The sequence below is a fragment of the Streptomyces sp. BF23-19 genome (assembly GCF_041106355.1).
Classification (GTDB): domain Bacteria; phylum Actinomycetota; class Actinomycetes; order Streptomycetales; family Streptomycetaceae; genus Streptomyces; species Streptomyces virginiae_A.
This window is the reverse complement of record NZ_JBGBPT010000044.1, coordinates 1-23,718: the sequence shown is the minus strand read 5'-3', so window position 1 is coordinate 23,718 and position 23,718 is coordinate 1. Positions and strand designations below refer to the sequence as shown.

Genomic DNA, 23,718 nt, shown 5'->3' with positions numbered 1-23,718 from the left:
CCGTTCTGCGATCGTGGTCCACAGGTAGCCGCACCGAGGAGCCCACATGTCCGGACAGTTCGAGGCGAGTGTCGAGATCGACCGACCGGTGGAGGCGGTGTTCGCCTACCTGGCCGACGGGCGGCACGACCCCGAGTTCAGCCCCCGTGTCCAGGAGATCACCAAGACCCCGGACGGCCCCACGGCCGTCGGCACGGTCTTCCGCAGCACGGTCAAGGACGCCGGGATGAAGACCGGCCGTGAGTTCCGCATCGTCGGCCTGGACGCGCCGCACCTGATCCGCTGGACGGAGCAGAGCCGCAACCTCGTCACGGCGAAGGGCGGCTACGACCTCGAATCCCTCCCCGGCGGCCGCACCCGCGTCCGCATCTTCAACACGCTCGAAGGCCACGGGCTCGGCAAGCTGCTCGTCGGCCTGGCCCTCAGCGCGGCCCGCAAGGACGCCCCCGACTTCGGCCGGCGCATCAAGGCGGCCGCGGAGGCGTCGCTCAAGGCCTGAGGGCTGTCCCGCGGACGCCGGCCGGGAGAGCCGGGCACGTGGGTCACCCGCGGCGTCGCGGTCCTCGGCCGCCGTGGCCGGCGCAGGCACAGCCCCGTCCGCGTCCACAGCCCCGACGAGCACGTCGTCCCCGGATGGGCGTGCCTCCGGAGGGATCACCGTTCAGCGCAAGACTTCCCGGGCTCGGCGGGCCACCTCGTCCGGCGTGAGGTCCTCCAGGTGCGTGAGGAAGACCCAGACATGGCCGTAGGGGTCCTTCACCATGGCCGTGCGATCGCCGTGGAACTGGTCGGCCGGTGGCCGCAGAAGCTCCGCACCGGCCGCGGTGGCCCGCCGCGTCAGCGCATCGACGTCGTCCACGAAGACGTGCAGGGCCACGGTGGTGCCGCCGACGGCCGTCGGCGCGCCGAGGAGCGGTCCCTCGGCGTCGCCCAGCATGATGGTGGAGCCCTGAATGCTGATCTCGGCGTGCACGATGCGTCCGTCCGGGCCGTCCAGGCGGAAGAGCTCGTCGGCACCGAACGCGCGGGTGTAGAAGTCGATCGCGTGCGTGGCGCCGTCGACCATGATGTGGGCGACGACGGCGTCGCGGTAGTGCTCGGGAATCGCGGTCGTGGTCAAGGGGACTGCCTCCTCAGGTGGCTGTTGCCGATGACCACGAAGCTAGAAGCTCATCCATGCTTGAGGTCAAGCGTTCGGCTCAGGCCCAACTCCCTCACGCGTTGCCGCCGTCTGTGGACGTACGTGAGTCCAACCGAGGCGGTGGCCTGCTCGACGAGTCCGAACTCCCCCGCTTCGTCCGGCGCCGCTTCACCATCGGCGACCGAATCCGGCTACTGGAACCGGCCACGGCCGCTGGAACCGGCCGCGGAACCTGCCCGGGGCGAGGCCTCGGGCAGGTTCCGCCGTCCGGCCGGTGTCAGAACCGTCCGGGCGTGGACGGGAACGGCAGGGGCTTCGCGGGCGCCACCGAGTCGCGCCGCTCGGCGGTGGCCGGCGGGTTCTGGCAGGTCACGTCCTGGGCGGGGAGCTTGCCCGTGGTCAGGTACGCGTTCACCGCGGCGTTGGCGCAGGACGTGGGGTCGAAGAGGTACACGCCGTGGCCCTCACCGCCCGCCGCCAGCACCATCCGCGAGCCCTTCAGGGCCTTGTGCAGGCCCTGGCCGCTCACCAGCGGGGTCTGGGAGTCCCACTCGTTCTGCACCGTCAGCACGTCCGCCTTCTTGTGCATCGGCGTGGCCGCCTCGACCGGCCGGTCCCAGAAGGCGCACGGCTTGATGTTGGACGCGAAGTCCCCGTACAGCGGGTACCTGGCCTTGTCCTTCACCGCGTCCCGCTCGTACTGCTCGGTGTAGCGGGGCCAGCTGCCGGTGTCCCCGCACGCCACGGCCCAGAACACGGCGGTGCCGTTGTCCGAGGCGGGCTCGGCCGTCGCGCCGCCGGTCAGTAGTCGCTTGAGTTCCGTCGCGGTCGACCCCTCGGGCAGCGGCTTGCCCTCGGACGCGGCCTTCAGGGCCACGACCATCGGGGTGGCCTGCGCCGGGTAGAAGAACACCGCGCGCGTGGTGCGGATCATGTCCCCGTCGACCTTCATGCCCTCGAACTCGAACGGCTCCTTGTCGGCGCGCGCCACCAGTTCCCAGAACGTGTCGGACACGGCCTTCGGGGTGTCGCCCAGCTCGTACTCCGCCGACCGCTGCGCCGCCCACTGCGTCCACCGCGCGAAGGCGGGCTCGGCCTCGGTGGCCCAGACCTGGATCATGCCGCGCCAGATCCGCTGCGGGTCCACGCCGCTGTCGAGCACGAAGCGGTCCGTGCGGTCCGGGAACATCTGCGAGTAGACCGCGCCGAGGTAGGTCCCGTACGAGTAGCCCAGGTAGGAGAGCTTGCGCTCGCCGAGGACCGCACGGATCGTGTCCATGTCCCGGGCCGTGTTGCGGGTGGTGATGTACGGAAGGACCGAACCGGCCTTCTCCCGGCACTTGTCGGCGACGGTGCGCGCCCAGGTCACGTCGGAGCCGAAGCTCTCCGGACGGTAGGCCCGGTTGAAGTTCTGCTCGGCGTCGGTCAGTCCGCAGGTGATCGGACTGCTGGCGCCCACCCCGCGCGGGTCGAAGCCGATGAGGTCGTAGCTCTCCCGTACGTCCTTCGGCATCGCCTCGCTCATCAGCAACGGCAGATCGAGGCCGGAACCGCCCGGACCGCCTGGATTCAGCAGCATGGCGCCGTGCCGCTTGGCCGGGTTCTCGCTCTTGATCCGGGATATGGCGAGGTCGATCGTGCGCCCGTCGGGACGCCGGTAGTCGAGCGGGACCTTGAGCGTCGCGCACTCGTACGAGGCCGGCTGCTCGGGGCTGCAGCGGTGCCAGGCGGGTTTCTGCCGAAGGTGGTCGGCGGCCGGGGTGGCGGAGGCCTGGGTCGCGGACAGCAGGGGCACGGTGGTCGCGATGAGTCCGGCGGCGGCGAGCAGCGGTGCGAAGCGTTTCATGCGCACTGAGCCGTTCCTTTCGGTGAAGTCGCTTACGCGTCCACCTTGTTGCACACGGCGCCCGGCCGAATCATCCCGAAGGTCCGTGCCCTGTGCGCCTCACGAACGAGCCGACAACCGGACAGGTGGCCGACACGCCGCAGTCGGCCCCCGGTCGTGCGCCGGGGCCCGACGTGTGCGCGGTGCGGGAGCGGCCTCAGTGGCCGCCACCCTGGCCGCCGTCGTGCCCGCCCTCGTGCTCGCCGCCATGGGTCGCGCCGGGGGTGTCACCGGGCGTACCGCCGGGCGTCTGACCAGCTGTCTGGCCAGGTGTCTGGCCGGGCGTACCGCCGTGCGCGCCACCGTGCGAGTCGCCGGTCTCCAGGGAGCCGCCGAGACGTCCGCGGAGTGCCGTCAGGGCCTCCTCCGTCGGTGCGGTGACGACCCATCGGTCGCCGACCAGATAGAGGCCGCCGTACATCCGGGCCTCGGTCAGCCAGGAGTGCAGCCCCTTCTCCGCGGCGAAGGTGACCATACGGTAGACGACCTGTCCGGCCTGGCAACCGCCCTGGCGCAACTCCTCGGCCTCCACGTTCACTTCGGCGGTGCAGCCGATAGCCGTGGCGATCTGCTCGAGGGAGGTCCCGGGCGCCGCCGCCGGGGTCTGCGAGGCCTCGGCCGAGGTGTGCTGCGCCGCCGCCTTCGAGGAGCAGCCCCCGCACAGCAGCGCTGCGACGCACACCGCCGCGAGGGCCGGAAGCGACGGGCGGATCCGCCGGGTGCGGCGGTCGGTGGACGGCATGGCGACCTCTCTGGCTGATCGGGGAGGGATCGTGGCGCCCGGGCGGGGAGGTACCCGGGCACCACGCGTTTCGGGGGCGGATCGGCGGGCCGCGAACAGGAGTTAGCCGACGACCTTCGCTTTCTTGCCCTTGTCGGTGATGGCGAACCAGAGACCCTTGTTGTTGTGCCCCGTGGTGTCTCCGGGTTCCTTGTCACCGGTAAAGGAGTAAACGGGCCAGCAGTCGATCGTCAATTGCTCGGTCCCGTCGGGCCGCTTCACCTTTCCGATCAATTCAGGCGCGATTCCGCTTACCTTGTTCTTGTCGACGGGCTTGGCCGGCTTCCAGGTGTCCGTGCAGGCGTCCACACAGCCGATCTTCATCGGCCAGGCGCTGTCCTTGTCGAACCGGTAGAGCGTCTTGCCCTCCGCGTCCTCGACGAGGGTTCCGAGCTCCGGGTTCTGTACGGCGGTGAGCTCGCCGCCCTTCGCCTCGGCGGCCGGCTTCTCCTCCTTCTCCTCCTTCTCGGCCCCGGCTCCCGCGCCCTTGCCCGCCCCGGCCGGCTTCCCGCCCGGGCCCAGGACGTGCCAGGTTCCGCCGACGCCTTCGCCGAGCGCGTCGCCGGCCTTGACGTCCTTCGCGTAGCGGTACACGGGCCATCCGGCGAGCGTGAGTTGCTTGGTGCCGTCGGACCGTTCGACGGAACCGAGGAGCGCCGAGTCGATGCCCGCGCTGACCGAGGCGTCGTTCGCGGCGACCGCCGGCCAGGCCGCCGCGCAGTCACCCTCGCAGTTGGACTTGGGCGGCTTCGGCGTGTCCTTGTCGAACCGGTAGAGCGTGATGCCCGCGCTGTCGGTGACCCCGGATCCCAGGCCCTGGATCTCGCTCACCTTCAGCTCGCCGGCCGGGCCGCTCTTGTCGGCGGCGCCCGCCGGGGCGGCTCCCGAACCGCTTCCGTACGGGTCGCCGTAACCGGATCCGACCTGTTTGCTGTCGCCCACCGGCTGTACCGCAGGGGCCTTTCCCCCGTAATTGTCGGAGCTTCCGCATGCGGCTGTTGTCAACATCAGTACCGCGACCGCCGACCCGGCGAATATCTCACGACGCATCTTCACGATCTCTCCTTCAGGTTCGGTTCCGCGTTTCTTGCCCCCGGTAATTGATACGGGGCCCGGAGCGGCGGAAGCAGATATCACCGGGAATTTGTCAGATCGCGCCAACATTGAACCCGGCGCATTGGTTCAGTCCTGGATGCGCAGCGCGAGGGCCGGGCAGCGGCGCACGGCGCGCTGCGCCTTCTGCCGCAACTGGCGGGGTACGGCCATGGACGCCTCCGCGGGGAAGCCGTCCAGGTCGAGGCGGACCACATCGGGCAGGACGTCCACGCACAGCCCGTGGCCCTTGCACAGGGTCCAGTCGACCAACAGTCGCTCCGGACTCTCCTCGTCCTCGGGCAGCGGAAGGGCGCCCAGCACCCGCCGGCCGCAGCCGCTGCCGAGCGCGTGGTCCCGGAACTCGTCGGGGAAGGTGCGCAGCGCGGAGGCGACGAAGGCCGAGGTGCCGTCCGGATGGCTGCACGCGCCGCGTTTGAGCACCGCCTTCATACGGAGCTCCAGCATCTCCAGGGCGGGTCTTCCCCCACCCCGAATGGCATCGTCCAGTACGTCGGCCATGGCGGGCAGCCCGCGTACGCAGGGGCCGCACTGGCCGGCCGACTCCTTCGCCATCCAGCGGGTCACGCGTGCCACTTCGCCGGCCGGGCAGGTGTCCATGGGTAGCGGCAGCACGGCCCCCGCCCCCAGTCGCGCGCCGAGCCGGTCGAGGGACTCGCGGGAGATCTCGGCGGCGCGCGCGGACGCCGGATCGAGCCATTTGCCGTGATAGCCGCCGACCAGCACGCCCTGGCCCGGATCGGTTCCGCACAGTTCCAGGATGTAGGAGAGCGCGGCCCCGCTCGGTGTCTCGACGGCCGTGGTGCCCGCGATGGTCAGCATGATGGTGCCCGGCTCGCTGGGCAGGCCGGTCGCGCGGAAGTCGAGTGCGCCGAGCCGGGCGGCGACGGCCAGCTGGGCGAAGGTCTCGGTGTTGGAGAACAGGGTGGGTACCCCGTTCAGGCCTCGGTCACTGGTGCGCACCTTCTGTCCGGAAGGCAGCGTCGGGCCGCCGTTCAGACCGTTCACGTGCGCCGTGCTCTCGCCGGTGACGAATCGTTCGGGGAGCCGGGTGATCTGCACCCGGCGGCCCGCCGGGCCGCGTTCCGCGACGGCCTCCCGCAGCGACTGTTCCACGTCCCCCCGGGTGACGCCCACCACGACGTCCTCGGAGTTCAACGCGGCCGCGGCCAGCAGGGCGCCGTCGAGCACCAGATGGGGGGTGTGCAGCAGGAGTGCGGTGTCCTTGAGGCAACTCGGCTCTCCCTCACTGCCGTTGACGACGACGGCGGTCTGTCCGTCCCCGGCGCGCGCCGAGCGCATGACGGCGCGCAGCTTCTTGGCGAAGGGGAACCCCGCGCCGCCGCGACCGCGGAGGTCGATGTTGTCGGCGAGGTCGACGAGCTCCTCCGGCCGGTAGCGGGGCATCTGGCCGTGTGTCGTCAAATGGGCCACGCGGTCGAGCCGCGCGGCCTGGTCGAGCCCGGCCAGCAGCCGGGGCGCGCCCACACAGCCGAGGCTGGGGCGTGGGAGGCCGCTCACAGCCACTGATCCCGGCTGATGAGCGTCTCGTCGTCGGCGGCCCTGCCGGCGCGGCTCGGTGAGTAGACGGCGGTGCGCGGCGGTTGGTCGAGCTGGGGCGGCCGGTCGAACCGGGGCGGTTGGTCGGGCCGGGGCGGTTGGGGCGAACTCGCGGTCACGGCGGCCGCCGCCGGACGCGAGGAGCGCCGCTGCCGGGGCACGCCGCCCTTGATCGGAGTCTGTGCCACGGGCTGGGGGACGGGCGGAAGGGAGGCCGCGTCGAGGACCCGGGTCCTGACCCGGAGCACGAGCACGCCCACGATGCCGAGCAGGCAGAGCCCGTAGGCCACCGTGACCCAGGTGTCGGCGGCGCGACCCGACTTCAGGCCGTGCACCAGTGAGGCACCCCAGGCCGGATACGCGCCGAAGTGCAGAGCCCGCCACCACGCGGAGCCGCGCCGGGTGTTGAACACGCTGCGCACCGCACCGGAGATGGCCACCGCGATGAAGAGGTATCCGGCCAGGCTGCCGAGCCCGACCAGGACGGGCCGCGTGACGTCCGTGAACGGCACGAGCGCGGAAGTCGCGGTCGTGCGCTGTCCCGCGACCTTGACCCAGATGTGCAGGGCGAGGAAACCGAGCCCTGACACGGCGAGGCCGCGGTGCGCGCCCTGGGCGAGCAGCCGGTGGCCCGAACCGAGGATGACCCGGTCGGTCGCGGCCAGTCCCCATAGGACGGTGGCCGTGAGCGAGACGAGCGAGAGCACGCCCGCCCCGAAGTCGAGGAACGCCCATAGTTGGGTAAAGGCGCCCGCTCGGGCGGCCACGGTGACGGCCACGATGGCCGCGCCGACGGCGCAGAGCACGCCGGGGCTCAGCCTGCCGTCCCTGGGGAGGAGGGAGGGCCGCCGGACGGCCCTCCGTCCGGCCGCGGAAGCCGCGGCCACAGCGTGGCGGCTCTTGCGGCGGGCCCTGTGTGAGCTGGGCAGATGAGGCTGGGGCAGGGGCATCCAGTTCTCCTGTGCGCCTGGGCTCCGAGCACTCCACCTGGCGCTCGGTACCCGGGGGTCGTTGTCGTCGTGCCCGGCAGCGCTGTGAAACTCCGCGCCGGCCGAGGGAACTTGGGGCCGGAGTGCAGCAGCATCGTGGAGCTGCACAGCAGCTCCACAGGTTTTATCGAAACGTGATAATTTCTCGCACCGCGTCTCCGACGCATCGAACAACACCGGAAGATTCCCCTCCAGCGGAGGTTGCGACAGGCCACCGCGCCGCCCGTCACTTACGCGTCCCTGACGGTAAAAACAAGGTAAAACGGCGGGACCGTAAGTGGTCGGACCTCTCAAGGAGGGAGTACGAGGGCCGCAACTTCTACGTCAGACAAGGATGTTGACGTCGGAGGCAACCTCGGCGGGCTTGTCGCCTCTTCCCCGGACAAGCCTCACCCCGGCACGAACGAGGAAAACGATGTGTGAACTTCTGAACCGCATCTGGTCCCGCCCACGTGGCGAGTGGACGCGCGTCCTGCGTAGGGAACTGCCCTCGCTGGCCGCCGAGATAGTGGAGGAGCTTCTGCATGGAATTCCGGAATTTTCCGCACTTATCGATGACAACGATGCCATTGATGACGAGTTGTTCCGGCAGCGGGTGGAAGAGGCTCTCCTCACCGTCCTCGGCTACCAGGAACAGCCCCGGGAACAAGCACCGGACGCGCATGATGAACAGGCCGAGAGCGAGGACGAGATCGAGAACCAGGTCAAGATCGAGAGCCAGTTCGACAGCAAGGTCGAGCACGAGATCGAAGTCGGGATCGCGGCCAGGCACGAGTGCGAGGTCACGCACGAGGGCCGGCACGAAGGTCTTCGTGAGGCCCGCAACGAGGCCCGTACCGAGGCCCGCGACGAGGGCCTCCGCGAAGGGCATCGTCAGGGTCTGCGCGAAGTACGCAACGAAGGCCTGCGCGAAGCCCGGCAGGAGAGCCGGCACGAGGCTCGGCACGAAGGCGTCCGCGAGATCGATCGGGCGCGGCACGACCTCTTCAAGACCCTCACCGATGACAGGGACGCATCCGAGATGTCCCTCAGCGAGCTCGCGGAGGCGGCCGGCTGGCCTCTCCCGCTCGCCGTCCGGGCCATCGTGCCCGCCACGCCCGGCGAGACCCAGCAGCTCGCCGCCGCACTGGACCACTGCCTCGTCGGCATGTTCGCGGGCCGTCCGTGCCTGCTCGTCCCCAGTCCCGAACCGGACACCCGCGCCCCGCTGGAACACCTGTTGCGCGGCCGGTTCGCGGCCGTGGGACACGCCGTACCGCTGCGCGACACGGCCTCCTCGCTGCGCTGGGCCCTGCGCCTGGCCGCGCTGACACCGGCCCGTCCCGGTGTGGAGGCCAGGCCCGTCTTCGTGGACGACCACCTCTCGACCCTGTTGCTCCTTCAGGACGAGCCCCTGGCCCACGCGCTGGCCGCCCGGTGGCTGCGACCGCTGGCCGACCTGACCCCCCGCCAGAGCGAGCGCCTGGAGGTGACACTGCTCGCCTGGTTGGAGGGCGGCGGAGCCCCCGAGGCCGCCAAGGCGCTGAGTGTGCACCCGCAGACCGTGCGGTACCGCATGCGTCAGCTGGAGAAGCTCTTCGGGACCGGCCTGCGTGACCCCCGTACCCGGTTCGAGCTGGAGATGGCGCTGCGCAGCCGCCGGCTGATGGCCCAGGTCCGGCGTCAGCACTCCCGGGTGGGCCGCAGGGCCGCCCGCGTCATCCAAGCCGACTTCACCCCCGTGGTTGTCGGACGAATGGCTCGCGTCAACGGCCTCTGAGTCACGAACAGCCCGGCCCGGCCCCCTGTCACGGGGCCGGGCCGGGCTGTTTCGTGTGTCTGTCACTGGACCGTCATGTCCTGTCTGCGCCGCCGGGTCGGGCGCCGTGTCGGGCGGTACGCCGTCGGTACGGGCACCGTGTCGTGCGGTACGCCGTCGGGTCGGGCACCGTGTGGTGCGGTGAGCCGTCGGTCGCGGCCCGCGGTGCGGCCGGCGTCGTGTCGTGCGCCACGCCGTGCGGCCGGCGCCGTGCCCGTGGGGGGCACGCCGTCCGGCCGCTCTCGTGTCATGCGTACGCCGCCGGGACTCGGCGGCGGCGTACATATACGTGCGGTGTTCGCCCGAAGTCGGCTTCGGGCCAACACCTGGCCCTGGCCGGACGCGGGGGATGGGGGAGAGGGCGTCCGGCCCGGGAGCGGAGGGGGAGCCCCCGCTGCGGGGGTCAGCGGCAGTTCTGCCCGTTGTTGATGCAGTTCACGGCCTTGTTCATCAGGCCGTTCGACATCACGTTGATGAAGTCGTCGTGGTCGGTCGCCGGCTTGTGGAGCTGCTCGGGGAAGCTGTCCACCGCGATCCGGGCACCGGGCGCCACCCCGTAGGTGAGGCGCATCACCAGCTGCGGAATGGCCTTGAAGCCGTTCGGGCAGCGGCCGTTCTTGTCCGCGAAGGCCACGTGCGTCCGGTGGTTGGCGCTGTCGACGTTCTTGCCGTCCCAGCAGTTCTGGAAATTGAAGGTGCGCACCACGTCACTGCCCTTCGGGCAGACCGGGTACTTGTCCTTCAGCTGACGGTTCTCGAATCCCGTGCAGCTCCACGAGGCGTTGGCGTTGGCGTTGCCGTTGGTGAAGGCCTTGGCGTCACCGGTGATGATGCGCATGAAGCGGGGCATCGCCGTGACCTTGCCGACGGGGCTGCCCTTGAAGGTGATCGAGACCTGCTTCGGCTTGAGGATGGTGCCGACATTGGCGTCCTGGCCACCGCCGGGGGCCTTGGCGTCCTTCTCCACCTTGCCGTCACGCAAGCGCAGCACGGGCCAGTAGTAGGCGGACTGGTCCCCGTTGCCGCAGGTGGTGCCGGACGCGGCGAGGCTGTCGTTCGTGGAGAACGCGTCGGTGGTCTTGTTGCCCACGTAGTCGTGCATGTGGTGGGCGCCGTTGGAGACGCCGGGGGCGACGATCACGTTGTCGGGGTTGAAGTGGGCGTTCTCGTTGCGGCCGCACTGCGAGGTGAAGGAGCCCTTCGAGGCGTTCCCCGCCTGCTGGGGATTGCGGACGTTCGGCTTGATCTTGGTGATGTTGACGAAGTCGTTCTTCGACGGACCACCCTTCTGCGCGGCGGCCTGGGCGACCGCGCCCTGCTCGCCCTTGCTCGCGGCGTCCACCTTGGCGTCGGCCGCGTCCGCGGCGGGTGCGTCCTTCATCGTGCACGCGCTCAACGACTTGATGTCCGCGGGAGGTTGGCCCGCCCGGCCCATCGCGTCGCTCATGCCCTTGATGGTCTGGTCGCGCTTCTGCTTCAGGTCGCCGAGGAGGGCGTTGCCCTTCGCCTGGCCGGCCGCGAGCTTCTTGTACGCGTCGGCCACCTGGTCGTCCAGTTTGGCGAGGTTCGCGTCGACCTCGGGTTTGGCCTGGTCGGGGACCGCGGTGAGTTTCTCTCCCACGTCGGGGCAGTCGATCGTCTGTATCGCCCGATCGTTCTGGCCGGCGGACGCGTTCCCGGCGACGACGGCGACCCCGCCACCGCCCAGGACGAGCGCGGAGATCACGCCCAGGACCTTGTTCGACAGCCTTGGGCGTTTGTGTCCCTTTTTACTCATGCGATCACTTCACTTCGTCGGTTGGACATTGTCAGAGAGCGCGTCGAAGTCGACGAGTCCGGTGTCTTCGAGGACCGTGATGTGGTCCAGAACCGTGGCGTTGGCGGACGTGGCGAGGGCTCGGACCATGGAGTTGCGGGTCTGGGCCCGAATCCCGGCCAGCAGCGCGAACACCTTTCCGTGGGCGCGACGCAGCAGCTGCACGAACAGTCGCTCGTACTCCTCTCCGCGTGCACGGTTCATCTGGCCCAGCCAGTCCTGCTGCTGTGCGGACGGCTGGTTGGGCAGATCGACACCGAGGGCCTGGCCGACCTGGATGACCTGTCGGTCCAGCTCGGTGTGGCCGTCGATGAGGTGCTGACCGGCCGTCTTGATCGCGGGTTTCGAACCGCGCTGCTGGGCCTGGCGGCCTGCCGGCAGCTCCCAGAGCCCGGCGAGCCGGACCTTACGGATGAAGTCCCGGTCCGCGGCGGTCAGCGGTCCGTAGGCCGTGCTCAACGTTCCGCCGCCGTCGTCGTCGCCCGCCGGACCCGCAACGGCGGCCGCGGGTCGGCTGCCGAAGCTGTCCACGGGTATCAGAAGCGCGATCAGGGTGAGGGCAAGGGCGGTGATGACCAGGCCGCTTCCGATCGTGTATCGCGTGGCCACCGACAAACTGCTGATGGATCTCCGCCGCAATGACGGCACTGTGCCTCCTCGCTCCAAGGGCCGGGAGGGGGTGGCGGGGCAGGAGGGTCCGCACGAACTGTGCGGTGCGCACCCGCATTCCCGGGGTGTCACGGGACGCTAGTGCCGGGCGCGGCGCCGAGGCCGTAGGACATCACCATCGGACAAACATCCCGGCGACTCCGCGGAAGGCTGATATCTTGCGGCGCGCCCGCACGTTCGGCCGCGTGGTGCCGTCTTACCCCGTCATGCCCACGTGCCGTCCGGCCCTGCCCGCATGCCGCCATGGTCTTCCCGCGTGCCCGCCATGCCTCGCACGGACCGCTCGAAGGCCTCAGCGGCTCACCCGTCGGCGTGTGGAACCGTCACCACAACTTCCGTACCAGGTAAGCCTGTTCGTCGCGTAGGCGTGACGTGGGAGGGCTGCGGGCGCACACGGCGCCCGCAGCCCTCCCTCTCCTATGAATACGTCCGCTCGCGCGCCTACCGGCTCAGGCGAGCGCCGCCGCGGTGAGCATCCGCTCTCCGGCCCGATCGTGCCGCGGCGCCGGGGGCTCCGGCGCCGGCTCGGTCGTCCGGGTGTCCGTCAGGAGCGCGATCAGCGAGGTACGGGCGCGGGCGACCCGGGAGCGCACCGTTCCGATGGGGCAGCCGACGGCCGTGGCCGCCTCGGCGTACGACAGGCCCAGCAACTGGGTCAGGACCAGGGCCTCCCGACGCTCGGACGGGATCACGGCGAGAAGTTCCGCCAGGGCGACGCCGTCCTCGAAGCCCGGCACGTCGTACGGCTGGGTCTGCTCGGCCGCCGTCTGCCAGTCGCAGCGGTCCGAGAGTCTGGGCCGGGCGGCCGCGTGGCGCAGGCTGTCCACGACCGTGCGACGGGCTATGGACAGCAGCCAGGTACGCGCCGAGGAACGGCCCTCGAACCGGGGCAGGCTCGCCAGCGCACGGAGGAAGACGTCCTGGGTGAGGTCGTCGGCCGCCTGGGTGTCGGCGCTGAGGTAGGCCACGTAGCGCCAGACGTCGCGGTGGAGCGCGCGCACGAACCGGTCGGTCTTCACGGGATCGCCGTCGCGGGCGTCCAGCGCCAGCCGGGTCACCGCCGCGTCGGAGTCGGGGGTGCGCCGGGCCGGCCGGTCGCCGGCGGTACAGGAAGAGGTGATGGAGGGGGTCGTCAGGGCAGCAGTCATCGCCACAAGGTCCTTACGGGCAAAGGGAGTCCGGCGCCACGAGCGGCGGGGCCGGTGAGGGGTGCGGCACGCCGGAAGGCATGGCCGAGGCCCGAGGCCCGAGGCGCGGTGTGCGGGTGCGAAAGCGGTCGCGGACGCGGCTCGGGGAACCAGCTGTCAGAGGACAGCGGTTCCCGCCGGCGGACCCCGCGAGGTGATGGCGTGGACGAGGAAGAGCCGGCGCGGCGCGCGGCTTCGGCGCCGGCGGCGGATGCGGACGGGCGGCCGGTGCGCGGGCACCGCCGTACGGAGCAGCAGCCGCAGCGGAGTCCACAGGCGCCCGGCGACGGCGCGCACCACGCGGAAGACGGCCCGCTCGCCGTGGGCGAGCCACAGCCCGCACAGCACGGCGGCCAGCAGGTGCGCGGCCAGCATGCCGGCCGCAGACATGGCGCCCGCCTCGTGCACACCGGCCGACAGTGACACGCCGGTCGCACCGGTCATGGCGGACGCGGTGTCCGTCGCCCCGTGCATGGCGTGGTGCGTGTGGGCGGTGGCCGCCGGCATCCCGACGCCGGGCGGCCGCGCCATCCCCGCCATCGGCGCCATCGAGGACATCTGCCCGGATCCGGTCGGCGCTGCCGGCCCGACGAGTGACTGGGACAGAGTGAAACCGGCGTGGAGCACCGCCTGGACGGCGACGGCCGCCGTCGTCACGGCGAGCAGCCCGCGTTCACGTTCCGCCAGGGCCCAGGCCGTCGCCGCAGTGCCGGGGAAGGCGACGGACAAGGCCCACCAGGGCACCGGCGCACCGGACATGAGCAGGTGTCCGGTCGCCGCGAGCAGCACACATAGGGCTGCGAACATCGCAGCCCGTAGCGCTCGCAAACAGCGGACCGGGTTCATGGAGGGCTCATCCTTGCACCGGCCTCCCGAGCCGCACATCAGGGTGCGCACTTCCGGACAAGTTCCCGCGTCCCGGCCTGTCAGGGCCGGGTCGCCCGCCTCGTGTGGTGCAGGGCACAACGGAGGGAGGGAACCTGCCCGCCGCTCCATCCGACTGCCTACCCGCTCGGTCGAAGAGTTCAACGTCCTGGGAAGGGAGACTTCGTGACGGCGGAAGGGGCGGCGAGGCTGCCGGAGAGAGGGACGGCGAGGGCGACGGCGGCGAGCGCGGCGACCGCCTCGCCGACGCAGCAGGACGCGGGCGCCGGGCGGCAGTTGACCGCGTTGCTCACCTGCGCCATGGCGTTCTCGATGCTGCAGCTGTTCCTCCTCGGGGCGCTGGGCCCGCGCCTGGTCACCGAACTCGGCGTGTCCCCGGCCGTACTGGGGCTGACGACCACGATCGGCTTCGGGACCGCCGCCGTCCTGTCCCCGGCGGGCGGCCGGATCGTCGACCGGATCGGACCGCGACGCTCCCTGGTGGTCCTGCTGATCCTCTCCGCCGCGGCCCTCTCCCTGATCGGCGCCGCGCCCGGCGCCGGTCTGCTGCTCGGTGCCGTCGCCCTGGGCGGCGTACCCCAGGCGCTGGCCAACCCGGCCACCAACAAGGCCGTGCTGCGCGCCGTCCCGCCCGCCCGGCGGGGTGCGGTGACCGGGCTCAAGCAGTCCGGGGTCCAGCTCGGCGCCTTCGCGGCCGGACTGCCGCTCGCGCTGCTCGCGGGCGGCATCGGCTGGCGGGGCGCCGTCTGGACCGGCGCCGGCGCCGCCCTGCTCGCCGGGCTGTGGGCGCTACGCGTCCTGCCCGCCGACCCCGCCCCGCCGCCCGCGGGGCCCCGTACGGCGCTCGTACCGCGGGGGATGGTGGCCTGGCTCGCGGTGTTCTCGCTGTTCCTCGGCGCCGGCATCGCCTCGGTCAACACCTACCTCGCCCTCTTCGGCGCGCAGCGCCTGGGTATGGGCCCGACGGCGGCGGCCGCCCTGGTCGCCGTACTCGGCGTCGCGGGGATCGCGGGCCGGGTCGGATGGTCGAAGGCCGCCCGGCCCGGGCGGGCCGAGTGGCTCCCGGGGTGGCTGGCCTGCGGGGCGCTGTGCGCGGCGGTCCTGCTGGCGGCGGCCCTGCTGGCCGCCCCGCTGGTGTGGGTCGGCGCGATCGCCGTCGGCGTCTTCGCCGTCTCCGGCAACGCCGTCTCGATGGTGCTGGTCATGCAACGGGCCGCCCCCGGCCGCGCCGGACAGGACTCGGCGCTGGTCGCGGCCGGGTTCTTCGGCGGATTCGCGGTGGGCCCGCCCCTCTTCGGCCTGCTCGCGCAGAGCGGCCGGTACGGGCCGGGCTGGCTGCTGGTCGCGGCGGAGTTCGCGGCGGCGGCGGCCGTCGCGGTCCTGTGGGCCGTACGGGACCGGCGGGCGGGCGTGGCATGAGCGCGGGCGGCGCCGGGCTCGGCCCGGCCCTCGAGTCCGTCATGGCACGGGTGGCGGTGACCGCCGAGGAGGTCGGCCCGCGCTTCCCGCTGTACGCCGAGCCGGCCGACGGCCGGTGGACGACCACCGGCCGCGGTTCGTGGACCGGCGGGTTCTGGGCCGGGCTGCTGTGGCTGCGGGCCCGGTACACCGGCGACGCCGCCGACCGGCGCGCAGCCGCCGCGTGCACGGCCCGGCTCGCACCGTGGGTGCGCGCCGACACCGCCACCCGCGGCCTGATCCTCTGGTACGGGACCGCTCCGGCCGGGGACGAGGCCGGGGCCACCGAGCTCCAGGGCCTCGGCGCACGGGCCGTGCTGTCGGCCTACGACCGCGAACTCGGGCTCGTACCCTGGGGGGACGCGCTCGGCGGGCCCCGTCTGCTCGCCCGCGTGGACGGCGTGCCGGGGACCGTACCCCTGCTGGCCGGAGCCGGACCGCAGGGCGCCGCCGTGGCCGCGGCCCACCTCCACCGCCACCTCGAACTCTGCCTCGCCGCGAACCCCGGAGCGCTGATTCCTGCCCTGACCTTCGACGCGGTCGCGGGCTGGCAGCCCTGCCCGGACCCGCCGCCGGGCTGGAGCCGGGGCCGCGCCTGGTTGCTCCTGGCGGTGGCCGACGCCCTGCTGCGCCCGGACCTGGCCCTACCCGGCCCGGCCGCCCGGCTCGGCGGAGCGGCGGACCTCCTGGTGGGTCAACTCCTGCCGGCGGGCGGCGAGTTCCCGGCCGCCGGACTCGTCCCGCCGGCCGACGCCGGCCGCCCGGACGGGCCGCTCGACACCTCGGCCGCCGCGATCACGGCCGTCGCCCTGCTGAAACTCGCCCGGGTGCCCGGCCCCCGGGCGGCCGGGTACGCGTACCGGGCCGAGGCGATCCTCCGCCGGCTCGCGGAGGGCCACGTCACCGGACCGGGCTCCGGGCGACCGCCCGGGATGCTGCTGGACGGCTGCTACGACGCGGGGAAGGGGCTGGCCGTCCGGCACGAGCTCGTCTGGGGCGACTTCTTCCTGGCGCTCGGCCTCGCCGCCGTGCACGGGGTCGTCGACATCACCCGCGTGTAGCGGTTCACTCCGGGCCGCTGCCGCTGCCGCTGCCGCTGCTTCGGCCGCTGCCGCTGCCGTCCCGCCCGTACCCGCGCAGGACCCGGCGGGCCACCGAGGAGATGTGCAGCTCGTCCGGGCCGTCGAGGACGCGGGCGGCCCGGCCCGTGCGGAAGAGTCCGGGCAGCGGGGTGTCCGGGCCGAGACCGGCGGCGCCGTGGACCTGGATGGCGGAGTCCGCGACCTGCTGGAGCATGCGCGCGGCGGCGACCTTGGCGAGCCCCACCTCCGTCCGCGCGTCCCGCCCGGCGTCGATCAGCGCCACCGCCTCGTGCACCAAGGGGCGGGTGGTGCGCAGGGCGAGCAGCGCGTCGAAGACGTGACTCTGGATCAGCTGCTGGTCGGCGAGGGGCCCTCGGGACCCGTGGCGGGTGGCGGCCCGCTCACACATGAGGTCGAAGGCCCGTTGGGCCTGGCCGAGCCAGCGCAGGCAGCGCAGCGTACGGCCGAGCCGCAGCCGCTCACCGGCGATGGTGAGCGCGTCCCCGGGCTCGCCGAGGAGATGGTCGGCCGGGACCCGTACCCGGGCGAATTCGATCTCGTACTGGCCGCCCGTACCGAGGACGGGCAGTTCGCGTACGACGCGGAACCCGGCCGACGCGGTGGGCACGAGCAGCAGCGACAGCCCCTCGCGATCGCCGGGGGCCCCGCCGGTGCGGGCCATGACCGTCACCAGGTCGGCGCCCGCGACGCCCGAGGTGAACCACTTGCGGCCGGTGACCACCCAACTGCCGTCCGGCCCGCGCTCCGCCCGGGTACCGGTCCGGAAGGGATCGGTGCCGGGGACGTCCGGCTCGGTCATGGCGTAACAGGTCCGTATCTCCCCGGCGACCAGCCGCTTCAGGTACGCCTCGCGGACCGCGGTCCCCCCGTGTCGCGCCAGCATCGTCACGTCGAGCAGCGGGGCGGATCCCAGCGCGGCCGGACCGTGGTCACTGGCCCCCTCCACCTCGGCCAGTTCGGCGTACGCGCGGAACCCGAGCCCGCCGCCGCCCAGTTCCTCGGGGAGCGGCAGCGCCCACAGGCCCTCTTCCTGTGCCTGGCCGCGTAGTTCGGCCAGTGCCTCGGCCGCCGCGGGCCCACCGCCGTCCAGCAGCGCCTCCCGGGGGATCACCCGGGATCGGACGAACCGGTCGATGCGCCCCCTCATCTCAGCTGCTCCTGCGGTCCGTTGTGCGTCCGAGTTGTGGTCCGTGCCTGGATCCGTCACTTCTTTCCTCCTCATTCCCGGGAACTCGAGGGAACGGCCGACCGACTCCCTGTCCGTGGAACTGGTCGGGTGCGGACGCTCCCGGGTTCCCCACATTCGGCAAGACCCGGGCGCAGGCCACCGCCGCGCCAGGAGAGGAGAGGCATGGCGTCACCAGCAACCACGCAGACGGTCCGGCCGCTCGACACACTGCGCTTCGACACCTCGGGGCCCCCGCAGATCACGAGCGTCATCGCCGACCACCTGAGGCTGCTCGGCGCACGGACGGACCGCCCCGCACACGAGGGCGCCTCCACCGGCACCGCCGCCGGCACCGATGGCTCGCCCACCGGCGGCACCACGCTCACGGGCGGCGGTTTCGACCCGGCGCACGCGACCGCCACCTGGGCGGATCCCGCGAGCGGGCTCACCGACGAGGCCACGGTGCAGGCCGCCACCGGCATCATGGCCGTGCACGGCCGGCGCGACGGCGGCCCGCGCGGCCTCGGCGTCGACTACGCGGCCACCGCCACCGGGGTCCTGGCCGTGCAAGGGCTGCTCGCGACGCTCGTGGGCCAGGCCCGTGGCGGCGCCGCCCGCGCGGTCACCACCGGTGCGGACCGGGCGGGCCTGCTCGCGGTCTCCCAGTACCTCGCCGCCGCCGGGGCCGACGAGGGCGAGGCCGCCGAACTCGCGCCCGGAGGACCTCCGTTCACCTCGGCCGACGGTGTCCTCTTCGAACTGGAGACACTCGACCCGGGAGCCTGGGCGGCCTTCTGGAAGGCACTCGAGGCGCCCGCGGACGCCCTGCGGGCCGGCTGGCGGCCCTTCCAGTTCCGCTACGCCACCGCCTGCGCCCCCTTCCCGGTGGCCCTCCACCTCACGGCCCGGGCCCACTCCTGGGAACGGATCCGCCGGGCCGCGGCCGCCTACGGCACCGAGGTGTGCGCCCTGCGCCCGCTCGCCGAACGGGCGGCGGAACACGACGGCGCCGCCCCCTGGTCCCTGGCCCCGTCGGCCACCGGACGTCTCACCGCCCGGTCGCACCGGCTGCCCGGCGCGGCACACTCCGGCGGGCCGCTGGCCGGGCTGACCGTACTGGAGGCGGGCCGCCGCATCCAGGCACCGCTCGCCGCGCATCTGCTCGGGCTCCTCGGCGCCGACGTGATCCGGATCGAGCCGCCGGGCGGCGACCCGCTGCGCGGCATGCCCCCGGCCTGCTCCGGGATCTCGGCGCGCTGGCTCGCCCTCAACCGGGGCAAGCGGGCCGTCGAGATCGACATCAAGAGCGAGGCCGACCGCCGGCGGCTGCGGGAGCTGGCCGCCGGGGCCGACGTCTTCCTGCACAACTGGGCGCCGGGCAAGGCAGCGGAGCTCGGCCTGGACGGCGCGGACCTCGCACGGGTCAATCCCGCGCTCGTCTACGCGTACACCAGCGGCTGGGCCGACCGGATCGAGGACGCTCCCATGGGCACCGACTTCATGGTCCAGGCCCGTACGGGCGTCGGCGAGGCCGTCCGCCCCGAGGGCGAGGCCCCGGCGCCCTCGCTGATGACCCTGCTCGACGTACTGGGCGGACTGCTCGGCGCCGAGGCCGTCCTTGCCGGGCTGCTGCTGCGCGAACGCACCGGCCACGGCGTGCGGGTGGACTCCTCCCTGCTCGGCGCGGCGGACACACTGACCGCCCCCGCCCTGCGCAGGGCGGCCCGCGGCGAGAACCCCCGGCGGCCGGCCGGATTCCGACTCCCGCTGCCGACGGCGGACGGTTGGCTCGCGCCGGCCGACGCCGACGCCCACCCCGCGGCCCTCCACGACCTGGTCGGCCTGTCCACGACCGAGGCCCTGGCCCGGCTGCACGAGCACGGGTTGAGCGCGACCGCGGTCACCACCGAGCTGTCCGACCTGCACCACGATCCGCGCTTCAGCGGCTCGATCAGCCGCGACGCGCACGGCGCCCCCGCAGTCCCCGACCCCTGGAGCTTCGTATGACCGCCGACAGGCTCGTCCTGCACGACCTGCTGCCCGCCGAACTCCGCCGGTCCTGGGTGGTCGACGGGACCTGCCCCGACCTCGACCTCTACAGCCTCTTCCGGGCCCGCCAGATCGCCGACCTGCACCGCACGGCCGTCCTCGACGCCAAGGGCAAGCTCTGCTACACCGCGCTGGACCGCAAGGTCCGATGTCTGGCCACCGGCCTGCGGGAACTCGGGATCGGCCCGGGCGACGTGGTCGGAGTGCAACTCCCCAACAACCGCTTCGCCGTCATCGCCGATCTGGCGCTCGCCGCGCTCGGCGCGATCGCGCTCCCGTTCCCGGTGGGCCGGGGCGTCCTCGAAGCCGAGTGCCTGCTGCGCCGCGCCGAGGCCGTCGCCGTCATCGCGGCCACCGAGCACCGGGAGTTCCGGCACGCGGCCGACCTGAGCACGCTCGCCGGGTCGCTCCCGAACCTGCGCCACGTCATCGCGGCGGGGCCGGTCGCGCCCGAAGGAACGATTCACCTGTCAGGGCTGCTGCGGTCCGACCCCAGCGGATTCGTCCCCGCCCGGCCCGACCCCGACAGCGCCGCACGCATCCTGGTGTCCTCGGGCTCCGAGGCCGAGCCGAAGATGATCGCGTACTCCCACAACGCGCTGGCCGGCGGACGCGGGAACTTCCTCGCCTCCCTCATCCCGGACCGCACCCCGCCGAGCTGCCTGTTCCTCGTACCGCTGGCCTCCGCCTTCGGGTCCAACGGCACCGCCGTCACCCTGGCCCGGCACGGCGGCACCCTCGTCCTGCTGGACCACTTCACCCCGCAAGCGGCGATCGAGGCGGTGCGCGCACACCGGCCGACGCACATCCTCGGCGTACCCACGATGGTCCGCATGATGCTCGAACGCCTCGACGGGACGGACGAGGAGCTGCCCGCCCCCACCGCACTGGTCCTCGGCGGCGCGCCGCTCGACGAGACCACCGCGGCCGCCGCGGCCAAGGCCTTCGGCTGCCCCGTGGTGAACCTGTACGGCTCCGCCGACGGCGTCAACTGCCACACCGGGCTCGCCAACACGGTGCCGCCCACCGACGGATCCGGGGTCGTCGCCGGCCATCCCGACCCCCGCGTCGCCGAGATCCGCATCGCCGACCCGGACACGCACGAACCGCTGCCCGACGGCGCCGTCGGCGAGATCATCTCGCGCGGCCCGATGACCCCGCTGTGCTACGTGGGCGCGCCCGACCTGGACGCCCGTTACCGTACGCCCGACGGCTGGGTCCGCACCGGTGACCTCGGGTACCTCGACTCCGACAGCGTCCTGCACATCGTCGGCCGCCTCAAGGACATCGTCATCCGCGGCGGCGCCAACATCAGCCCGGCGGAGGTGGAACGCGAACTCACCGCGCACCCGCAGGTCCGCGACGTGGCCTGCGTCGGCGTCCCGGACCCGTTGATGGGGGAGCGGTTGGCGGCCTGCGTGGTGCCGCGCGGCGGGCAGCCCCTCACCCTCGCCTCGCTCGGCGAACACCTCATCCGGCGCGGGCTGGAACGGAACAAGCACCCCGAGCGGCTGCTCCTGATCGCCGAGCTGCCGCTGACGGCGGCCGGCAAACCGGACCGCGCGGCCCTGCGCGAGCGCCTCGCGTCGACCGGCGCGGCGGCTCCGCCGCTCGCCCAGGCGGGCTGAGGGACGGGGCCGGGCCCGGCGGGCAGGCTCCTGCCGCCGGGCCCCACCGGACGGACGAAGCCCGCCTCACGGGGCGGGCCGCAGGTACCGGTCCCAGATGAAGGCCTTGCGGTACGGGCCGTCCCCGTCACCGTCGTACTGCGGCTCGTCGAAGGTGACCCAGTAGGCCAGTTCGCCGGCCCGCGCACGAGGGCGCTCGACGGGCTCGGGCGCGCCCATGCCGTCGATCGTTCCCAGGAACTCGTTCCGCCAGGGCCCGTCCCAGCCCGGATCACGGACCACGACGACCCGACTGCCCGCGGGCAGCGCGGCGGACGGCCACTCCTGTGGCAACGCCCGCCCCATCAACTGCTCGACGGCCGCCCGGTCACGGGTGTTCGCCGCGTCGGAGGAAGGCGAGGAGGAAGAAGGGGAAGAGGAGGAGGAAGCAGCCATGCACCCACCCTCCCCGCGCACGGCCGCCGACGCCACCGGTTAACGGACGACCGCTCCGGGCCCGGTTCGGGGTTCCGGAGCATGCGTTGCCGGCGTTCGCCATAGGCATGGCGGTCAGCTGCGGCCCCGGGCCGGGCCGGCGTGACGCCTACCTCGACCACGACGCGCCGCGCCTCGTCGAGCGCGCCGACCAGGGCTGGTACGAGCTGGTGAGCGCCTTCGGTCTGTTCGGCGCCGACCGCGAGTTCCTGCGCGCACAGCATCCACCAAGGCCGAAATAGCCAGTCCTGGAAGCGGGCAGCACGCACCGACTTCGAACGCCACATCGACCAGGCCGCCCCGCGTACCCGCCGCATCGGTGAGCGCGTCTCCCTCCACCTGTCGGAGAACGTCCTACCCACCACACCCGAGGACCCGCCACCGCTGTGCACACATGGTGAGGGCCTGCTCCTGCGCCTGACCGGACCTCTCCAGTCGTGGGGCACGCACAGTCACTTCAACGAGCGCGACACCGCCGCGTTCCCCACCCTCTCCGGCGTCCTCGGGCTCCTGGCCTGCGCACTCGGCCGGCCCTGGGCGGGAGCTACGGCCACGCCGTCGAGCCCGTGCCGCCGGGTCGCGGACCGGGCCGAGGCCAGGGGAGGCCTGATCCGCCGCTACATCGTCCGGCGGAACAACGCGGTCCACAGGAACGTCACGCCGAACAGTGCTGACTCAGGTGGTTCCTCACGCATGCGGCGCAGTTCGACCTCTACCAGGTCGGAGAAGATCCGGCGCAGCGATTCGGGTGTGTAGGCGAGACCGCCCTGCAACTCGCGTTCACGGTAGAAGTCCGCGTCGGTGAGTTCCGACCCCATTCCCGCCTCGCCGGCGGCGAAGCTGGTGAGTGCGAGATGGCCGCCAGGTGCGAGGACGCGGTCGAGGAGGGCCAGGTAGCTGACGCGGCGGTGTGGCGTCAGGTGATGGAAGCACCCTGAGTCGACGACCAGGTCGTACGGGCCGCTCAACTCGGTGACGGGGAGGGCGAAAGCGTCACCGCACAGGAATCGGATGTCGACTCCAGCCTCGTGGGCCCGGTCCTCGCCCCAGGCGACGGCAACCGGAGAGAGGTCGACGGCGTCCACCTCGAAACCGCGCGATGCGAGGTACAGAGCATTGCGACCCGGCCCGCACCCCAGGTCCAGGACCCGACCGGGAGCGATCAGGCCCCGGTCGAGGTAGGCGGCCAGGTTCTCGTCCGGCTTGGACACGAAGAACGGGACGGGCCTTGACCGGTCGGCATAGAAGCGGTCCCAGAAGCCCTTTCCGTCGCCCGTCGCCAAGCGGCCGGTCTCGGATTCAGATGTGAAGAGCCCGTCCAATAGCGCGAGAACGTCCTCGACAGTGCGTACGGTCCGGTCCATCCGACCCTCCTTCGATCGAGCTCGATCATAAGAATGATGGGGATGAAAGGCCAGGTCAGACGGCATATCGTGATGGCTGGAGCGGGCTCCTGCAGCCCTCCGGAGCGGGCAGTGAAGGGACCCACTGCAGACCCCGACTCCGCGTCCGCCCAAGCACCCCTCTGAGGCCAGGAAAGGACCACCCTCGGCCGCGCCGGAAGGCCATTTCGACAGAACTTCCAGCGGCGCTACAGGGCGAACGTCGTCTGCGGTGCCAGGAGCCGGACCGAGGTGATCGATGATGCGGTCGGCGTTCGGATATGCCGAACAGCTGGGCGAGTTGGCGCGTTGCCACGTTCGTGCGCCAGTAAGCCGTGACCAGCAGTGCTCTGTCTGCGAGCGGCGGGCTTCACGGCCGGCCCGGGCGGGTGGCATCGACTTCCGTACGACGCAGTGCCGTGACCAGTTTCGTGAACCGGCGCGGGCTCAGCCGGTGAACGGGACGATCCGGGACTGCTCCGACGCCGTGATCACACCAGCCACAGCAAGATCATTGCACTGCGGCCGATCCCTCCAACCTGTGAGGGAGGGGCCCGGAGGCGAAGGCGAGGATGTCGCGGACCGCTTCGTGCAGGCTGCCGAAGTGACGATGCACGCCGTCCACCGCTGCG

Annotated in this window: 20 protein-coding genes and 2 pseudogenes; 8 read left to right on the top strand and 14 right to left on the bottom strand. The window is 72.4% G+C overall.

All coding sequences use genetic code 11. The features are described 5' to 3' along the window. Positions 1 to 46 precede the first annotated feature (46 nt). Positions 47 to 499: an SRPBCC family protein gene (locus tag AB8A24_RS24090; RefSeq protein WP_369477635.1), complete on the top strand. Its 453-nt coding sequence runs from the start codon at positions 47 to 49 to the stop codon at positions 497 to 499. A gap of 162 nt (positions 500 to 661) precedes the next feature. Here the strand turns inward: AB8A24_RS24090 and AB8A24_RS24085 are convergent, their stop codons facing one another. From AB8A24_RS24085 to AB8A24_RS24060, 6 genes are all read right to left on the bottom strand, one after another. Continuing rightward, positions 662 to 1,066, bottom strand: coding sequence for a VOC family protein (locus AB8A24_RS24085; RefSeq protein WP_328965797.1), 405 nt, complete (start codon positions 1,064 to 1,066; stop codon positions 662 to 664). A 352-nt stretch (positions 1,067 to 1,418) separates the two neighbouring features. Beyond that, on the bottom strand, positions 1,419 to 2,987 hold the full coding sequence (locus AB8A24_RS24080) for an alpha/beta hydrolase (protein ID WP_369477634.1): 1,569 nt from the start codon (positions 2,985 to 2,987) through the stop codon (positions 1,419 to 1,421). A gap of 196 nt (positions 2,988 to 3,183) precedes the next feature. Further along, positions 3,184 to 3,768 (bottom strand): hypothetical protein, encoded by a 585-nt coding sequence (locus AB8A24_RS24075; RefSeq protein WP_328960705.1) that lies wholly within the window; start codon positions 3,766 to 3,768, stop codon positions 3,184 to 3,186. Between the two features lie 102 nt (positions 3,769 to 3,870). After that, positions 3,871 to 4,857: an SCO0930 family lipoprotein gene (locus AB8A24_RS24070; protein WP_369477655.1), complete on the bottom strand. Its 987-nt coding sequence runs from the start codon at positions 4,855 to 4,857 to the stop codon at positions 3,871 to 3,873. Positions 4,858 to 4,989: 132 nt separating this feature from the next. Continuing rightward, complete coding sequence (locus AB8A24_RS24065; RefSeq protein ID WP_328960704.1) at positions 4,990 to 6,441, bottom strand: NADH-ubiquinone oxidoreductase-F iron-sulfur binding region domain-containing protein; 1,452 nt, start codon at positions 6,439 to 6,441, stop codon at positions 4,990 to 4,992. After that, positions 6,438 to 7,430: a hypothetical protein gene (locus AB8A24_RS24060; RefSeq protein WP_328960703.1), complete on the bottom strand. Its 993-nt coding sequence runs from the start codon at positions 7,428 to 7,430 to the stop codon at positions 6,438 to 6,440. Before AB8A24_RS24060 ends, AB8A24_RS24065 begins: the two co-directional genes overlap by 4 nt. Positions 7,431 to 8,064: 634 nt before the next feature. Between AB8A24_RS24060 and AB8A24_RS24055 the strand changes: the two genes are divergently transcribed. Beyond that, positions 8,065 to 9,228, top strand: coding sequence for a helix-turn-helix domain-containing protein (locus AB8A24_RS24055; RefSeq protein WP_369477633.1), 1,164 nt, complete (start codon positions 8,065 to 8,067; stop codon positions 9,226 to 9,228). 442 nt (positions 9,229 to 9,670) lie between these two features. Here the strand turns inward: AB8A24_RS24055 and AB8A24_RS24050 are convergent, their stop codons facing one another. From AB8A24_RS24050 to AB8A24_RS24035, 4 genes are all read right to left on the bottom strand, one after another. Further along, positions 9,671 to 11,044: a DUF1996 domain-containing protein gene (locus AB8A24_RS24050; protein WP_328960701.1), complete on the bottom strand. Its 1,374-nt coding sequence runs from the start codon at positions 11,042 to 11,044 to the stop codon at positions 9,671 to 9,673. Between the two features lie 9 nt (positions 11,045 to 11,053). Then, positions 11,054 to 11,692: a DUF4142 domain-containing protein gene (locus AB8A24_RS24045; protein WP_266376739.1), complete on the bottom strand. Its 639-nt coding sequence runs from the start codon at positions 11,690 to 11,692 to the stop codon at positions 11,054 to 11,056. A gap of 509 nt (positions 11,693 to 12,201) precedes the next feature. Beyond that, entirely contained in the window at positions 12,202 to 12,900 is a 699-nt protein-coding gene (locus tag AB8A24_RS24040; protein WP_328960700.1) for a sigma-70 family RNA polymerase sigma factor, read from the bottom strand. Between the two features lie 156 nt (positions 12,901 to 13,056). Further along, the gene (locus AB8A24_RS24035; protein WP_369477632.1) at positions 13,057 to 13,785 is read right to left on the bottom strand and encodes a hypothetical protein; all 729 of its coding nucleotides are present in this window, start codon (positions 13,783 to 13,785) and stop codon (positions 13,057 to 13,059) included. A gap of 339 nt (positions 13,786 to 14,124) precedes the next feature. On the opposite strand from AB8A24_RS24035, the gene AB8A24_RS24030 reads away from it, so the two are divergent. Both AB8A24_RS24030 and AB8A24_RS24025 read left to right on the top strand, forming a co-directional pair. Next, positions 14,125 to 15,243 carry an MFS transporter gene (locus AB8A24_RS24030; RefSeq protein ID WP_328965795.1) on the top strand — a complete coding sequence of 373 codons (1,119 nt, stop codon included), beginning with the start codon at positions 14,125 to 14,127 and terminating at the stop codon, positions 15,241 to 15,243. After that, positions 15,240 to 16,343: a sugar ABC transporter permease gene (locus AB8A24_RS24025; protein ID WP_369477631.1), complete on the top strand. Its 1,104-nt coding sequence runs from the start codon at positions 15,240 to 15,242 to the stop codon at positions 16,341 to 16,343. The genes AB8A24_RS24030 and AB8A24_RS24025 overlap by 4 nt, the downstream gene beginning before the upstream one ends. Positions 16,344 to 16,347: 4 nt before the next feature. Here AB8A24_RS24025 and AB8A24_RS24020 read toward each other — a convergent pair whose 3' ends face one another. After that, positions 16,348 to 17,532, bottom strand: coding sequence for an acyl-CoA dehydrogenase family protein (locus AB8A24_RS24020; RefSeq protein WP_369477630.1), 1,185 nt, complete (start codon positions 17,530 to 17,532; stop codon positions 16,348 to 16,350). A 204-nt stretch (positions 17,533 to 17,736) separates the two neighbouring features. Here AB8A24_RS24020 and AB8A24_RS24015 point away from each other — a divergent pair, with 204 nt between their 5' ends. Both AB8A24_RS24015 and AB8A24_RS24010 read left to right on the top strand, forming a co-directional pair. Next, complete coding sequence (locus AB8A24_RS24015) at positions 17,737 to 19,560, top strand: CoA transferase (protein ID WP_369477629.1); 1,824 nt, start codon at positions 17,737 to 17,739, stop codon at positions 19,558 to 19,560. Continuing rightward, on the top strand, positions 19,557 to 21,230 hold the full coding sequence (locus AB8A24_RS24010; RefSeq protein ID WP_328960695.1) for a class I adenylate-forming enzyme family protein: 1,674 nt from the start codon (positions 19,557 to 19,559) through the stop codon (positions 21,228 to 21,230). The genes AB8A24_RS24015 and AB8A24_RS24010 overlap by 4 nt, the downstream gene beginning before the upstream one ends. 66 nt (positions 21,231 to 21,296) lie before the next feature. On the opposite strand, the gene AB8A24_RS24005 is transcribed toward AB8A24_RS24010, so the two are convergent. Further along, the gene (locus AB8A24_RS24005; protein ID WP_369477628.1) at positions 21,297 to 21,665 is read right to left on the bottom strand and encodes a ferrous iron transport protein A; all 369 of its coding nucleotides are present in this window, start codon (positions 21,663 to 21,665) and stop codon (positions 21,297 to 21,299) included. 86 nt (positions 21,666 to 21,751) lie between these two features. On the opposite strand from AB8A24_RS24005, the gene AB8A24_RS24000 reads away from it, so the two are divergent. Both AB8A24_RS24000 and cas5 read left to right on the top strand, forming a co-directional pair. After that, positions 21,752 to 21,946: a hypothetical protein gene (locus AB8A24_RS24000; RefSeq protein ID WP_369477627.1), complete on the top strand. Its 195-nt coding sequence runs from the start codon at positions 21,752 to 21,754 to the stop codon at positions 21,944 to 21,946. Between the two features lie 142 nt (positions 21,947 to 22,088). Beyond that, positions 22,089 to 22,460, top strand: coding sequence for a CRISPR-associated protein Cas5 (gene cas5, locus AB8A24_RS23995; protein ID WP_369477654.1), 372 nt, complete (start codon positions 22,089 to 22,091; stop codon positions 22,458 to 22,460). Here the strand turns inward: cas5 and AB8A24_RS23990 are convergent. Next, positions 22,439 to 23,068, bottom strand: a pseudogene (locus AB8A24_RS23990) (class I SAM-dependent methyltransferase); the annotation flags it as partial. The gene cas5 and the pseudogene AB8A24_RS23990 sit on opposite strands and share 22 nt — an antisense overlap. 264 nt (positions 23,069 to 23,332) lie before the next feature. Beyond that, positions 23,333 to 23,590, bottom strand: a pseudogene (locus AB8A24_RS23985) (transposase family protein); the annotation flags it as partial. Positions 23,591 to 23,718: the final 128 nt, after the last annotated feature.

Coding starts and splice junctions, on each gene's coding strand:
- AB8A24_RS24090 (WP_369477635.1), top strand. CDS start 47: ATGTCCGGACAGTTCGAGGCGAGTGTCGAGATCGACCGACCGGTGGAG.
- AB8A24_RS24085 (WP_328965797.1), bottom strand. CDS start 1,066: ATGGTCGACGGCGCCACGCACGCGATCGACTTCTACACCCGCGCGTTC.
- AB8A24_RS24080 (WP_369477634.1), bottom strand. CDS start 2,987: ATGAAACGCTTCGCACCGCTGCTCGCCGCCGCCGGACTCATCGCGACC.
- AB8A24_RS24075 (WP_328960705.1), bottom strand. CDS start 3,768: ATGCCGTCCACCGACCGCCGCACCCGGCGGATCCGCCCGTCGCTTCCG.
- AB8A24_RS24070 (WP_369477655.1), bottom strand. CDS start 4,857: ATGCGTCGTGAGATATTCGCCGGGTCGGCGGTCGCGGTACTGATGTTG.
- AB8A24_RS24060 (WP_328960703.1), bottom strand. CDS start 7,430: ATGCCCCTGCCCCAGCCTCATCTGCCCAGCTCACACAGGGCCCGCCGC.
- AB8A24_RS24050 (WP_328960701.1), bottom strand. CDS start 11,044: ATGAGTAAAAAGGGACACAAACGCCCAAGGCTGTCGAACAAGGTCCTG.
- AB8A24_RS24040 (WP_328960700.1), bottom strand. CDS start 12,900: ATGACTGCTGCCCTGACGACCCCCTCCATCACCTCTTCCTGTACCGCC.
- AB8A24_RS24035 (WP_369477632.1), bottom strand. CDS start 13,785: ATGAACCCGGTCCGCTGTTTGCGAGCGCTACGGGCTGCGATGTTCGCA.
- AB8A24_RS24030 (WP_328965795.1), top strand. CDS start 14,125: ATGGCGTTCTCGATGCTGCAGCTGTTCCTCCTCGGGGCGCTGGGCCCG.
- AB8A24_RS24025 (WP_369477631.1), top strand. CDS start 15,240: ATGAGCGCGGGCGGCGCCGGGCTCGGCCCGGCCCTCGAGTCCGTCATG.
- AB8A24_RS24020 (WP_369477630.1), bottom strand. CDS start 17,532: ATGAGGGGGCGCATCGACCGGTTCGTCCGATCCCGGGTGATCCCCCGG.
- AB8A24_RS24015 (WP_369477629.1), top strand. CDS start 17,737: ATGGCGTCACCAGCAACCACGCAGACGGTCCGGCCGCTCGACACACTG.
- AB8A24_RS24010 (WP_328960695.1), top strand. CDS start 19,557: ATGACCGCCGACAGGCTCGTCCTGCACGACCTGCTGCCCGCCGAACTC.
- AB8A24_RS24005 (WP_369477628.1), bottom strand. CDS start 21,665: ATGGCTGCTTCCTCCTCCTCTTCCCCTTCTTCCTCCTCGCCTTCCTCC.